The 12498-nt window shown below is 72.1% G+C and carries 10 protein-coding genes and 1 pseudogene; 10 read left to right on the top strand and 1 reads right to left on the bottom strand.

All coding sequences use genetic code 11. From position 1 onward, the window contains the following. Positions 1 to 52: 52 nt before the first annotated feature. The 10 genes from HY68_RS25700 (at position 53) to HY68_RS25655 (ending at position 12027) form a co-directional block, all read left to right on the top strand. The gene (locus HY68_RS25700) at positions 53 to 1108 is read left to right on the top strand and encodes an NAD-dependent epimerase/dehydratase family protein (protein WP_041992858.1); all 1056 of its coding nucleotides are present in this window, start codon (positions 53 to 55) and stop codon (positions 1106 to 1108) included. Beyond that, entirely contained in the window at positions 1105 to 1791 is a 687-nt protein-coding gene (locus HY68_RS25695) for a glycosyltransferase family 2 protein (RefSeq protein ID WP_041992856.1), read from the top strand. The genes HY68_RS25700 and HY68_RS25695 overlap by 4 nt, the downstream gene beginning before the upstream one ends. Before the next feature lie 47 nt (positions 1792 to 1838). Next, positions 1839 to 2498 carry a DUF2064 domain-containing protein gene (locus HY68_RS25690; RefSeq protein ID WP_241778681.1) on the top strand — a complete coding sequence of 220 codons (660 nt, stop codon included), beginning with the start codon at positions 1839 to 1841 and terminating at the stop codon, positions 2496 to 2498. Next, positions 2495 to 3196 carry a methyltransferase domain-containing protein gene (locus tag HY68_RS25685; protein WP_041992854.1) on the top strand — a complete coding sequence of 234 codons (702 nt, stop codon included), beginning with the start codon at positions 2495 to 2497 and terminating at the stop codon, positions 3194 to 3196. The genes HY68_RS25690 and HY68_RS25685 overlap by 4 nt, the downstream gene beginning before the upstream one ends. Beyond that, positions 3193 to 4641, top strand: a complete 1449-nt coding sequence (locus tag HY68_RS25680) for a hypothetical protein (protein WP_241778680.1) — start codon at positions 3193 to 3195, stop codon at positions 4639 to 4641. Before HY68_RS25685 ends, HY68_RS25680 begins: the two co-directional genes overlap by 4 nt. Before the next feature lie 150 nt (positions 4642 to 4791). Continuing rightward, positions 4792 to 5880 carry an MBL fold metallo-hydrolase gene (locus HY68_RS25675; protein ID WP_157874391.1) on the top strand — a complete coding sequence of 363 codons (1089 nt, stop codon included), beginning with the start codon at positions 4792 to 4794 and terminating at the stop codon, positions 5878 to 5880. Positions 5881 to 5997: 117 nt separating this feature from the next. Next, complete coding sequence (locus tag HY68_RS25670; RefSeq protein WP_078863783.1) at positions 5998 to 7512, top strand: FAD-linked oxidase C-terminal domain-containing protein; 1515 nt, start codon at positions 5998 to 6000, stop codon at positions 7510 to 7512. Next, positions 7513 to 8676, top strand: a complete 1164-nt coding sequence (locus HY68_RS25665; RefSeq protein ID WP_041992851.1) for an FAD-binding oxidoreductase — start codon at positions 7513 to 7515, stop codon at positions 8674 to 8676. Next, on the top strand, positions 8677 to 10266 hold the full coding sequence (locus HY68_RS25660; RefSeq protein ID WP_052457181.1) for a heterodisulfide reductase-related iron-sulfur binding cluster: 1590 nt from the start codon (positions 8677 to 8679) through the stop codon (positions 10264 to 10266). It abuts the gene before it with no gap. Positions 10267 to 10278: 12 nt separating this feature from the next. After that, positions 10279 to 12027 carry an L-lactate permease gene (locus HY68_RS25655; protein ID WP_041992848.1) on the top strand — a complete coding sequence of 583 codons (1749 nt, stop codon included), beginning with the start codon at positions 10279 to 10281 and terminating at the stop codon, positions 12025 to 12027. A gap of 33 nt (positions 12028 to 12060) precedes the next feature. Here the strand turns inward: HY68_RS25655 and HY68_RS25650 are convergent. Beyond that, positions 12061 to 12498, bottom strand: a pseudogene (locus tag HY68_RS25650) (cobalamin-binding protein); the annotation flags it as partial.

Raw genomic sequence — 12498 nt, 5'->3', positions numbered from 1 at the left:
GCTCCGGCGCGGGACACCGACCGGTACGCCGTGGGCCTCTACCGTCGGCTGGATGCGCGTACTTGTCACCGGTGGCGCGGGCTTCATCGGCTCGCACGTGGTCACCGCACTCACCGCCGCCGGTCATGAGCCGGTGGTCCTCGACGCCCTGCTGCCCTCGGCCCATCCGGTGGCGCCACCAGATCCGCCCGCAGGGTGGCTCCACGCCGACGTACGGGACCGGGCCGCCGTCGTACGGGCGCTGGCCGGTGTCGACGCCGTCTGCCACCAGGCGGCGATGGTCGGTCTCGGCACCGGCTTCGCCGACGCGCCGGACTATGTGAGCTGCAACGATCTGGGCACCGCGACGCTGTTGGCCGCCATGGCCGAGACCGGGGTCACGGCGCTGGTGCTCGCCGGGTCGATGGTCGTCTACGGCGAGGGCCGTTACGACTGTCCCGCGCACGGCCGGGTCGCACCCGGACCGCGCCGGGAGGCCGATCTGGCGGCCGGACGGTTCGAACCGGGCTGCCCGCGCTGCGCGGCCCCGCTGGTCCCCGGGCTGATCGGGGAGGACGCGCCGGCCGATCCGCGCAACGTGTACGCGGTGACCAAGCTGACCCAGGAGCAGCTGGCCGCGTCCTGGGCGCGGGCCACCGGCGGCCGGGCCCTCGCCCTGCGCTACCACAACGTCTACGGGCCCGGGATGCCGCGCGACACACCGTACGCGGGTGTGGCGTCGTTCTTCCGCTCGGCGCTGGCGCGCGGCGAGGCACCGCAGGTCTTCGAGGACGGCGGGCAGCGGCGGGACTTCGTACATGTACGGGACGTGGCGCGCGCCAACGTGCTTGCCCTGGAGGCCCTTTCGGGGCGGGAGCCGGGTGGGTGCCGCGCGCTCAACACCGGCAGCGGCGAGCCGCACACCGTGGGCGAGATGGCGGAAGCACTCGCGACGGCGCACGGCGGACCCGGCCCGGTGGTGACGGGTGAGTACCGGCTGGGCGACGTCCGGCACATCACCGCGTCCTCCGAGCGGCTGCGCACCGAACTGGGCTGGCGGCCCGAGGTCACGTTCGACGCGGGCATGGCGGAGTTCGCCGGGGCCGGACTGCGGGCGGTCGCTTCATGACCGTCGATGTCGTACTCCCCTGTCTCGACGAGGCGTTGGCGCTGCCGTGGGTACTGAACCGGATCCCCGAAGGGTGGCGGGCGATCGTCGTCGACAACGGCTCGCGTGACGGCTCGGCCGAGATCGCCGCCGGGCTCGGCGCGACCGTCGTACGGGAGCAGCGGCGCGGCTTCGGGGCCGCGTGCCATGCCGGACTGCTGGCCGCCGAGGCGGAGTTCGTGTGTTTCTGCGACTGTGACGCCTCGCTCGACCCGGGGCTGCTCACCTCCTTCGTACGGGAGGTGGCGGCCGGTGAGGCGGATCTGGTGCTGGGCCGCAGACGGCCCGAGGGGCCTGGTGCGTGGCCGCCGCACGCCAGGGCCGGCAATCTGGCGCTGGCCAGGATGATCCGCCGCAGGACCGGGCTGCCCCTGCGTGACCTGGGGCCTTTGCGGGCGGCGCGGCGCGAGGCGCTGCTGGCGCTGGAGCTGACCGACCGGCGCAGCGGCTATCCGCTGGAGATGGTCGTGCGGGCCGCCGACAACGGCTGGCGGGTGGTGGAGCGCGATGTGCCGTACCGGCCGCGCACGGGCAGGTCGAAGGTCACCGGCACCTGGCGCGGCACCTGGCACGCCGTGCGCGACATGCGCGGTGTGCTCACGGCCGCCCCGGTCGCACCGGCCGCAGACGTCCACGTTCGGTAAGAATCCGCTGCCCGAAATGCCGGGCTCCGCTCCGTAGGGTGAAATCCGTGACCCATTCAGAAGGATCAGCCACGCTGCTGGTCATTGCCAAGGAACCGGTGCCCGGCCGGGTGAAGACACGGCTCACCCCGCACTTCACCCACACCGAGGCGGCCGAACTGGCCGAGGCCGCGCTCGGTGACACACTGCGGACCATGCTCCAACTGCCCGCCCGGCGGCGTGTGGTGGTGCTCGAAGGGCGCCCAGGGCGGTGGCTGCCGCCGGGCTTCGAGGTGGTGCCGCAGGGAACGGGCGGCCTCGACGAACGGCTCGCTGCCGCGTTCGGCGGCTGCCAGGGGCCCACCGTACTCATCGGGATGGACACCCCGCAGATCACTCCTGACCTGCTGGCCCCCGCACTCACCGCGGCCGGGCGGCAGGGCGCCGAAGCGTGGTTCGGGCCCGCCGACGACGGCGGGTTCTGGGCGCTGGGTCTCGCCGTGCCCGACCCGGCCCTGCTGCGCGGTGTGCCGATGTCGGTCCCGCACACCGGCGCCGTGCAGCGCGGCCGGCTGGTGGCGGCGGGGCTCACCGTCCAGGATCTGCCGAGGCTGCGCGACGTCGACACGCCGGACGACGCGGCGTACGTCAGCGCGCTCGCACCGCACACCGCCTTCGCCGCGACCTACGCGCGTCTGACCGCCGGCCGCAGGGCGGTGGCCCGATGAGTACGGCGGTGGCGTGGGGCGCCGATCCGTACACCGAGGCGGTACGCAGCGGCCGGGGCCCGCTGTTCCTGCGCCGCAGCGACGGCTGGCTGCTGCCGCTCGACGTGGAGCGGTGGTGCGCGGTCGCGGACGCGGCCGATCTGTCGGCGCTCGCCCGCTGCGAGGGCGCGGTGCTGGACATCGGGTGCGGCCCCGGCCGGCTGGTCGCCGCGCTCGCCGGGCGCGGTCATCGCGCGCTCGGCATCGACGTCAGCCACGCGGCGGTCGACCGGACCACGCTCCTCGGCGGTGTCGCGCTGCGCAGATCGGTCTTCGATCCGCTGCCGGGCGAGGGCCGTTGGGACACGGCGCTGCTCGTCGACGGCAATGTCGGCATCGGCGGCGACCCGCGCGCGCTGCTGGTGCGGGCGGCCGAACTGCTGGCGCCGCAGGGACTGCTCATCGCCGAGACGGCGCCACTCGACATCGACGAGCGGGTGCGGGTCCGGGTGGACGACGGGCGCGGCACCGGCGGTGGCACCGCGGAGGGCTCCGAGGACGCGCTCTTCCCGTGGGCCAGGATCGGTGTCCGCGCCCTGCTGCGGCACGCGCGCCCGCTCGGCTGGCGGCCGGTGGACCAATGGGAGGCGGCCGGACGGCCGTTCGTGGCGCTGCGCAGAGCCGGTGTGCCGCGCGTACGGGAAGGGAACACCGGATGAGGGCCGAGGAAACACCGACGGCGGACCACCGCCCTTCGCCGCCTGAGGAGTGCCCGCCCGTCCAGGAACCGGCCGGGAAGAAGACCGGGAAGACCGGGGAAACGGGGAGGACCGGGCGTAGCGCCGACCTGGCCGCCGCCGGCGCCGGCGTGCTGCTCGTGGTGGTGGCGGTGCTCGTCGGCCGGGCGATCGAGCGGGCCGACGGCGCACTGCACGTCAACTGGCCGCCGCTGTTCGCCTCGTGGGACCCGCACATCGGCCCCGGCACACCGGCCGCGGTCCTCGTCGCACTCGCCGTGGTCGTCCAAGGGCCCGCGGTGGCAGCCCGGTTGTCCTGGCGCGCGCTCACCCTGGCCACCTGGGCGACCAGCATGGCCTGGGTCTTCTCGCTCGCGCTCGTGGACGGCTGGCACAACGGCATCGCCCAACGCCTCACCACCCGCGAGGAATACCTCCAGGGCATCGGCCGCTTCGGCGACATCGGGGCGGCCGTGCGCGGCTACACCAGCCATATCCTGCTCTACTCCCCCGGGCACTGGCCCGCGCACCTCGCGGGCCATCCGCCGGGCGCCGTGCTCACCTTCGTGGGTCTTGACCGGTTGGGTCTCGGCGGCGGCGGCTGGTCCGGCGTGTGGTGTGTCGTCACCGGCGCGTCGGCCGCGGTCGCCGTGCTGGTCACCGTACGCGCCCTGGCCGGTGAGGCGCTTGCGCGCAGGGCTGCGCCGTTCCTCGTCGTCGCGCCGACAGCGGTGTGGATCGGCGCCTCCGCCGACGGGTACTTCGCGGCCGTCGCCGCCTGGGCCGTCGCGCTGTTCACACTGGCGGCGACCCGCACCGTCCGGTCGCCCGCGACGGCCGCCGTCGCTTCGGGGCTGCTGTTCGGTGCGCTCTGCTACCTCTCGTACGGGCTGGCGCTGATCGCGGTGATCGGCGTCGCCGTCCTGCTGATCAGCCGCAGCGCCCGCCCGCTGCCGCTGTTCCTGGCCGGGGCACTGGTCGCGCCCGCCGTCTTCACCCTGGCCGGCTTCAACTGGTGGGAGGCGTACCAGCTGCTGGTCGAGCGCTACTACCAGGGGGTCGCCAGGATCCGTCCGTACGGGTACTGGGTGTGGGCCAACCTCGCCTGCACCGTGCTCATGACGGGTCTCGCCACGGTGGCCGGAATGCGCAGGGCATGCACCGCGAAAATCCTGCGCGGGATGCGTACCGGAACGCTCCAGGACACCGGGCGGCTGGCGCTGCTCGTGCTGGCCGCGCTGCTGGCGCTGCTGCTCGCCGACCTGTCCGGCATGAGCAAGGCGGAGACGGAACGCATCTGGCTGCCCTTCGCCTGCTGGCTGTTGCCGGCGGCCGCGCTGCTGCCGGACCGTGGGCGCCGGGGATGGCTGACGGCGCAGACCGTACTGGCCTTGTTGATCAACCACCTGCTGTTCACGGGCTGGTGACGGGAGAGAGCCAAGCTCCGCAAGTGGCTGAGATGCAACTCACACGTGACTCTTGACATGGCCGAGTGGGCGCGCGCATTGTTCCACCATTCGGTAGCGACTTACCGAGTGGTGGAATCGGCAACGACGCCAACACCTTGGGAGCACCGCATGAGCAAGAGCATGAGATCCCGCCTCGCACTGATGACGACCGCACTCGTACTGGTCGGCGGCAGCGTCGCCGCAGCACCGGTGTTCGCACAGGGGCAGGGGCACTCACAGGCCTCGCACCGCGACTTCGCCGCGGAGATACTCGCGGCCCAGACGGCCGCCAAGAACGCGGCGGGACTCGAACACCTCGGCACCCTGAACCGGCTCTGCTTCCTGCCGCCGGTCAACGGAGCACCCAGCACCACCGACACCACACCCGCCTACATCGACGACCCTTCGAAGGCGCCCGCCAAGTCGACCTGGTACGCGGACTCGGCCCGCGCCTTCGACGACCTCTACTTCGTCGGCGGTTCGGTGCACAGCGCGTGGATCCTCAAGACCAGCGCGGGTCTCATCCTGATCGACTCGGGTTACCAGTACAGCGCGCAGACCCTGATCATCGACGGGATGAAGAAGTTCGGGCTCGACCCGAAGGACATCAAGTACATCATCATCTCCCACGCCCACGCCGACCACGTCGGTGGTGTGGAGGTGGTCCAGAAGGCGACCAAGAACGCCCGGGTGGTGATGGGTTCACCGGACTGGGACGCCATCAAGGCACACCCCAAGACGTTCAAGGGCCAGACCCCGGACTTCAAGACCGGTATCCGGGTCTCCAAGAACACCGATCTGAAGCTGGGCGGTACGACCGTCCACATCATCCCGACCCCGGGACACACCCCCGGCACCCTCTCCATGACCTTCACGGTCCATGACTACGGTGACCCGGTGACCGTCGCCTACTCGGGCGGCACGGCGCTCGGCTTCCAGAACGACAAGCCGGACCCCGGTATCGCCAACCTCCAGCAGTACATCGACTCGGCGAAGAAGATGCAGGCGGCCGCGGTGAAGGCCGGGGCGACCGTCATCATGTCCAACCACTCCGAGTTCGACAACGCCGCCACCAAGACGAAGGAACTCGCCGGCCGCGGCGCGGGGCCCAACCCGTTTGTGAACGGGGCCGCTTCGGTCAAGAACTACTTCGACGTGTCGATCCAGTGCGCGAAGGCCGATCAGCTCGGACTCGAAGCGGACGCCGCCGGGAAGTAGCCCGGGTAGCGCCGCGGCACAGCGCCTCGGCCGGGGCGGAGACGTCCCTCCGGGCGGCGGCCGGCCGCCGCCCGGAGTCTTCGTCAGCGGCTACGAGTTCGAGTTCGAGGAGACAGCATGGCGAACCCAGGGCAGACCTCGCAGACCGTCCCGGCGACCCGGGACTCCCCGGCATCCCCCAGGTCGCGGGCGCTCGCCGAGCGGCTGCGCGCCGTCATCGGGGACGGCAAAGTACTCACGGACCCGGCCCAGTTGCGCACCTACGAGTGCGACGGGCTCGCGGCCTTCCGGGTCCGTCCCGGCATCGTCGTCCTCGCGGCGCACCGCGACGACGTGGTGCACACCGTACGGCTGTGCGCCGAGGCGGGTGTGCCGTTCGTGGCCCGGGGCTCCGGCACCGGGCTCTCCGGCGGGGCCGTGCCCGTGGCGGACGGTGTGCTCATCGTGCTGTCCCGGCTGCGGGCCATCGTCTCGGTCGACCCGGACAACGCCCGGGTCGTCGTGGAGCCGGGTGTCATCAATCTGTGGGTCACCCGGGAGGCGGCCCCCTACAACCAGGCGTACGCGCCCGACCCCTCGTCCCAGCAGGTGTGTTCCATCGGCGGCAACGTCGCGGAGAACGCGGGCGGCGCGCACTGCCTCAAGTACGGCTTCACCGTCAACCACGTGATGGGCGCCGAGATCGTCCTGCCGGACGGTGACGTCGTCCATCTCGGCGGTACGGCCCCCGAGCACCCGGGGCTCGACCTGCTCGGTGCCTTCGTCGGCAGCGAGGGCACCCTCGGGGTGGCCACGCAGATCACCGTCCGGACCATCCGGGCACCGGAGTCGGTGCAGACGATGCTGGTCGGCTTCCACACCGTCGAGGACGCGGCGGGCACGGTCAGCGACATCATCGCCGCCGGGATCCTGCCCGCCGCCATCGAGATGATGGACGCGCTGGCCATCGAGGCGGCGGAGGCGGCCGTACGCTGCGGCTACCCCGAAGGCGCCGTCGCCGTCCTCGTCATCGAACTCGACGGGCCCCAGGTCGAGGTGGACGAACAGTTCCGCCAGGTCGCACAGGCCGCCGAGGCGCGCCACGCCTTCGAGACCCGGATCGCGCGGGACGCGGCCGAACGGGCGCTGATGTGGAAGGGCCGCAAGTCCGCCTTCGCCGCCGTCGGCCGGATCAGCCCCGCCTACTACGTGCAGGACGGTGTCATCCCGCGCACCCAACTGCCGGAGGTGCTGGCGGAGATCGGCCGGCTCGCCGAGGCGGCCGACGTGCGGGTCGCCAACGTCTTCCACGCGGGTGACGGCAATCTGCACCCGCTCATCCTGTTCGACGACACCGTCCCCGGCGCCGCGCACGACGCCGAACAGCTCGGCTTCGCGATCCTCGACCTGTGCGTCGACGCCGGCGGGTCCATCACCGGCGAACACGGCGTCGGTGTGGAGAAGAAGTCCAAGATGAGCAGGCAGTTCACCGAGGACGACCTGGACACGATGCAACTCGTCCGCTGCGCCTTCGACCCGGCCGGTCTCGCCAATCCCGGAAAACTCTTTCCGACACCACGGTTGTGCGGCGAGCGGCCTGGCGTGCACACTGCCGCCGACACGCACGACCCGGCGCTGGGCGAGGTGTTCTGAATGGCGGCAGGAAAAGACGCCCGGACGGGCGCCGTTGTCGCGGGTGCGGGCCCCGCGCGGACGGTCCGGCCGACGACGGCGGCCGAGGTCGCCGACGTCCTGCGCGACACGTCGGGCACGGTCGTGCCCGTCGGTTCGGGTACGAAGACCGGCTGGGCGGCCCCGGCCACCTCCTGCGACCTGCTGCTGCGCACCACAGGCCTGGACCGGGTGGTCGAGCACGCGCCGGGCGATCTCGTCGTCGTCGCCGAGGCGGGCGTACGTCTCGACACGCTCCAGCGGCAGCTCGCCGGACACGGCCAGATGCTGGCCCTCGACCCGCCGGAGCCCGGGGCCACGCTGGGCGGTGTCGTCGGCGCCAACGCCTCGGGCCCGCGCCGGCTGCGCTACGGCACGGTCCGGGACCTGCTCATCGGGGTGACGGTCGTGCTGGCCGACGGCAGGACGGCCAAGTCCGGCGGCAAGGTCGTCAAGAACGTCGCGGGCTACGACCTCGGCAAGCTCTACACCGGGGCGCACGGCGGCCTCGGCGTGGTCGTCTCGACGACCTGGCGGCTGCACCCGCTGCCCCCCGCGGCGCGCGCGGTCGTCGTACCGGTACCCGACGCGGCGGAGGCGGGCCGGCTCGCCGCGCTCGTGGCGCGCTCGACGCTCACCCCCACCGCGGTCGAACTGCGCTGGGAGGCGGGCCGGGCAGCCGGCACCGACAGTGAACTCGTCGTGCTCTTCGAGAGCATCGAGGAGTCCGTACACGCACAGTCGCGGGCGGCGGTCGCGCTGCTCGGCGGCGGCGCCGAGGCCGACGCACCCCCGTCCTGGTTCGGCGCGCGTCCCTCCGGCGGTCTCGTACTGCGGCTCGCCTTCGAGCCGTTCGCGCTGCCCCGGGTGTTGGCGGCGCTGCCCGAAGGCTCGTCGGGCACCGCCTCCGCCTGTACCGGAGTGGCGTACGCGGCCGTGCCGCACACCACCGACCTGGCGGCGCTGCGGGCCGCGATCGCACCGTACGACGGCTCGGCCGTCGTGCTGGAAGCACCGGACGACGTACGGCAGGGGCTCGACCACTGGGGCCCGGTCGCCGACTCGTTCGGCCTGATGACACGTGTCAAGGACCAGTTCGACCCGGGCCGGCGGCTCTCGCCCGGCCGGCTGATCGGAGGGCTCTAGATGACCGGGCACACTCCCGCCGGGGACACCCCCGCCGACCAGGAACCCGTCGACGTACCGGCGGCCGAGCACCCCACCGGCGCGGCGGGACATCTCACCGCGCCCCGCCCCATCGGTACGGGCCAGGGCGGCCCGATCGCGCCCAGCGCGGCCTCCGCCACCGTCGCACTCGGCATGCCGGGTCAAGGGCCCCCGCCCGACGGCGCGTTCGACGCGCACCACCCGCCGGACGCCGCGCTGATCGGGGACTGTGTGCACTGCGGTTTCTGTCTGCCGGCCTGCCCCACCTATGTGTTGTGGGGCGAGGAGATGGACAGTCCGCGTGGCCGCATCGACATCATGAAGGGCGGCCTCGAAGGCGATGTGTTCGACGAGAGCAGTGTGCGCCATCTCGACCAGTGTCTCGGCTGTATGTCGTGTGTGACGGCCTGCCCGTCCGGGGTTCAGTACGACAAACTCATCGAGGCCACCCGGGCGCAGGTGGAGCGCAGGGTCGAACGCCCGCGCGCCGAGCGGCTGTTGCGCACCGCGATCTACGGTCTCTTCCCCTACCCCCGGCGGCTGCGGGCGCTGCGCGGTCCGCTGCGCGCCTATCAGGCCAGCGGTCTCGGGCGGTTGCTCGCACGCTCGGGGCTGCTCGGCCGACTGCCGCTGCCCCTGCGGGCGATGGAGTCGCTGGCCCCCAAGCTCGGCCGGGTGGAACGCATTCCGGAGCGGGTGCCGGCCGTCGGGACCCGGCGGCGCACCGTCGGCCTGCTCACCGGCTGTGTGCAGGGCACGTTCTTCCCCGACGTGAACGCGGCGACGGTACGGGTGCTGGCCGCCGAGGGCTGTGAGGTGGTCGTCCCGGCGCGGCAGAGCTGCTGCGGCGCGCTGTCGGCGCACGCGGGCCGGGAGCCGGAGGCGCTGCGCTTCGCCAAGCGGGTGATCGAGACGTTCGAGGCCGCTGGGGTCGACACGGTCGTCGTGAACGCGGCGGGCTGCGGCTCCAACCTGAAGGAGTACGGCCACCAGTTGCGCGACGAACCGGGGTGGGCGGCGCGGGCCGACGCGCTGGCCGCCAAGGCCAGGGACATCACCGAACTGCTCGACGAGCTGGGCCCGGTGGCCGAGCGCCATCCGCTGCCCATGACCGTCGCCTACCAGGACGCCTGCCATCTCGCGCACGCGCAGAGTGTGCGCGACCAGCCGCGCCGGCTGCTGGGGTCGATCCCCGGTGTGGAGCTGCGTGAGCTGGCCGAGGCCGACATCTGCTGCGGCAGCGCCGGCACGTACAACCTGCTGCATCCGGAGCCGGCCGGTGAGCTGGGCGAGCGCAAGGCCAAGGCCGTGCTGGCCACCGGCGCCGAGGTCATGGTGACGGCGAACCCCGGCTGCTGGATGCAGGTCGCCACCACGCTCGCCCGGATGGGCGAGCGGCTGCCCGTCGCCCACACCGTGCAGGTGCTGGACGCCTCGATCCGTGGTGTTCCCGTGGAGCGGCTGCTCGCGCAGGCCCTCGACGGGCCGGGGACCGTGGTGTCCGGCGCCGCCCCCAAGCACACCGGGAACCCCCACACCGGTGCCGTGCAACCCGCCTCCCCGTCCTAGAAGAGGTGTTCCATGCTGTTGGCCGATTATCAACAGGACTACAGTCCGCTCAACAATTCGCTGGGGCTGTCGTCGCTCGTCGCGATCCTGCCGCTGCTCGTACTGTTCGTACTGCTCGGTGTGCTGCGTATGAAGGCGTGGCTGGCCTCGCTGATCTCGCTCGTCGTCTCCGTCGTCATCGCGATCTGGGCGTACTCGATGCCGCTCGGGGACGCGCTCAACAGCGGGCTCCTCGGGGCCGCCTTCGGGTTCTTCCCGATCATGTGGATCGTGATCAACGCGATCTGGGTCTACAACCTCACGGTGGAGACAGGCCACTTCGACGTGCTCCGCAGGTCGTTCGCCTCCATCAGCGACGACCAGCGGGTGCAGGCCATCATCATCGCCTTCTGCTTCGGCGCGCTGATGGAGGCCCTGGCCGGCTTCGGGACGCCGGTGGCGATCAGCTCGGTCATGCTGATAGCCCTGGGCTTCCGGCCCATCAAGGCGGCGACGGTCGCGCTGGTCGCCAACACGGCGCCGGTGGCGTTCGGCGCGATCGCCGTCCCCATCACCACGCTCTCCGGTGTCACCGGGCTGCCCGTGGACGACCTGGGTGCGATGGTGGGCCGGCAGACCCCGGTGCTCGCCCTGTTCGTGCCGCTCGCGCTGGTGTTCATCGTGGACGGCAAGCGGGGGCTGCGGCAGACCTGGCCGCCGGCCCTGGTGTGCGGTGCGGTCTTCGCCGTCTTCCAGTACCTGTCGTCGAACTTCTGGTCCGTACAGCTCGCGGACATCATCGCCGCGCTGGCCTCGGCGCTGGCCGTGCTCGTCTTCACCCGGGTGTGGCACGCCAAGGGCAGTTACACGGAGAGTGAGGCGGCGGAAGAGGGGTCGGACGGTACCGGCACCGAGCCCGGCACCGGCGGCGTCGCCGCCCCGGCCGGCGGCGGTGGCGCCGGGGTCGTGACCCGGACCAGGGCCGAGGCCGACCGGCAGACGCACGACTCACCGCTGGAGGTCTTCAAGGCGTACGCGCCCTATCTCATCGTCATCGTCGTGTTCGTCCTGGCGACGCGAGTACCTGCGATCACCGGTACGCCGCCGGCCAAGGCGGGCGAGACGGGCAGCGGGATCGAGGCCGTGACCCATATCGTCAACTGGCCGGGGCTGCACATACTCAACGAGGCCGGCAAGCCGGTCGCGACGACGTTCAAGCTCAACTACCTGTCGGCGGCGGGCACGTTGCTGCTGATCTCGGGGCTGCTCAGCATGGCCGTCCTGCAGATGGGGCCCAGGCGCGGCCTCAAGGCCTACGGACACACCCTGGACCAGCTGAAGTTCGCGATCCTCACCGTGATGCTGGTGCTGGGCCTCGGCTACATCATGAACGAGTCGGGCGCCACGACGACGCTCGGTCTGTGGGTGGCGGGCGCCGGCGGTCTGTTCGCCTTCCTCTCGCCCATCCTCGGCTGGCTGGGCGTCGCGGTGACCGGCTCGGACACCTCGTCCAACTCCCTGTTCGGGGCACTGCAGATCACCGCTGCCGGGCAGGCGCACCTGTCGCCGACACTGATGGCGGCGGCGAACTCGTCGGGCGGTGTGCTGGGCAAGATGATCTCCCCGCAGAACCTGGCCATCGCGGCGGCGGCCGTCGGACTCGAAGGCAAGGAAGGGGTCCTGTTCCGCAAGGTCATCGGCTGGAGCCTGGTGTTCCTGCTGTTCATGTGTGTGCTCGTCTATCTGCAGAGCACCGCGGTACTGGACTGGATGGTGGTCTGAGCCGCCCGCCGTCGGACCACGCCCGTCAGGACCTCATCCGTCACCCCGCACGGCCGCGCCACCACGGGCGGCCGTGCGGGCCTGGTCGAGCAGGCCCGCGGCGCGGGGGAAGTCCTTGAGCTGCTCCCCCAGCAGCTCCAGCACGGGAAGCTGCGAAGGGACGGGCACACCGCGCGCGTTCAGGATGTCGGTGGTCCAGCTGAGGTAACCGGTGAACAGCTCCGCGTCGTCGGTGTAGAGCGCGGCGGCGAGGAACCGCACGATGTGCGAGAGGTCCTCGGCGATGGTCTCCCGGCGCGCCGCGTCGTACGCGCGCATCTCGGGGAAGCGCTGCTCCAGGCGGGCCAGGACCGTCCTGACCAGTTGTGGCGCCGATCGGGCGACCAGGGTGTACTCGTGGTCCACCAGATGCGGCAGGTCCGCCCCCGTGCCGCGCGGCGGGTGCGGTTCCGCCAACGGCGCCGCAGCGAG

It is taken from the genome of Streptomyces sp. AcH 505, from assembly GCF_000818175.1.
Taxonomy (GTDB): Bacteria; Actinomycetota; Actinomycetes; order Streptomycetales; family Streptomycetaceae; genus Streptomyces.
The sequence above is the reverse complement of the archived record's forward strand: the minus strand, read 5'-3'. Positions and strand labels throughout refer to the sequence as shown.

Excerpts from the sequence above, each read along its gene's own strand:
- HY68_RS25685 (WP_041992854.1), top strand. The coding sequence starts at position 2,495 with ATGAGTACGGCGGTGGCGTGGGGCGCCGATCCGTACACCGAGGCGGTA.
- HY68_RS25665 (WP_041992851.1), top strand. The coding sequence starts at position 7,513 with ATGGCGGCAGGAAAAGACGCCCGGACGGGCGCCGTTGTCGCGGGTGCG.
- HY68_RS25670 (WP_078863783.1), top strand. The coding sequence starts at position 5,998 with ATGGCGAACCCAGGGCAGACCTCGCAGACCGTCCCGGCGACCCGGGAC.
- HY68_RS25680 (WP_241778680.1), top strand. The coding sequence starts at position 3,193 with ATGAGGGCCGAGGAAACACCGACGGCGGACCACCGCCCTTCGCCGCCT.
- HY68_RS25700 (WP_041992858.1), top strand. The coding sequence starts at position 53 with ATGCGCGTACTTGTCACCGGTGGCGCGGGCTTCATCGGCTCGCACGTG.
- HY68_RS25675 (WP_157874391.1), top strand. The coding sequence starts at position 4,792 with ATGAGCAAGAGCATGAGATCCCGCCTCGCACTGATGACGACCGCACTC.
- HY68_RS25695 (WP_041992856.1), top strand. The coding sequence starts at position 1,105 with ATGACCGTCGATGTCGTACTCCCCTGTCTCGACGAGGCGTTGGCGCTG.
- HY68_RS25660 (WP_052457181.1), top strand. The coding sequence starts at position 8,677 with ATGACCGGGCACACTCCCGCCGGGGACACCCCCGCCGACCAGGAACCC.
- HY68_RS25655 (WP_041992848.1), top strand. The coding sequence starts at position 10,279 with ATGCTGTTGGCCGATTATCAACAGGACTACAGTCCGCTCAACAATTCG.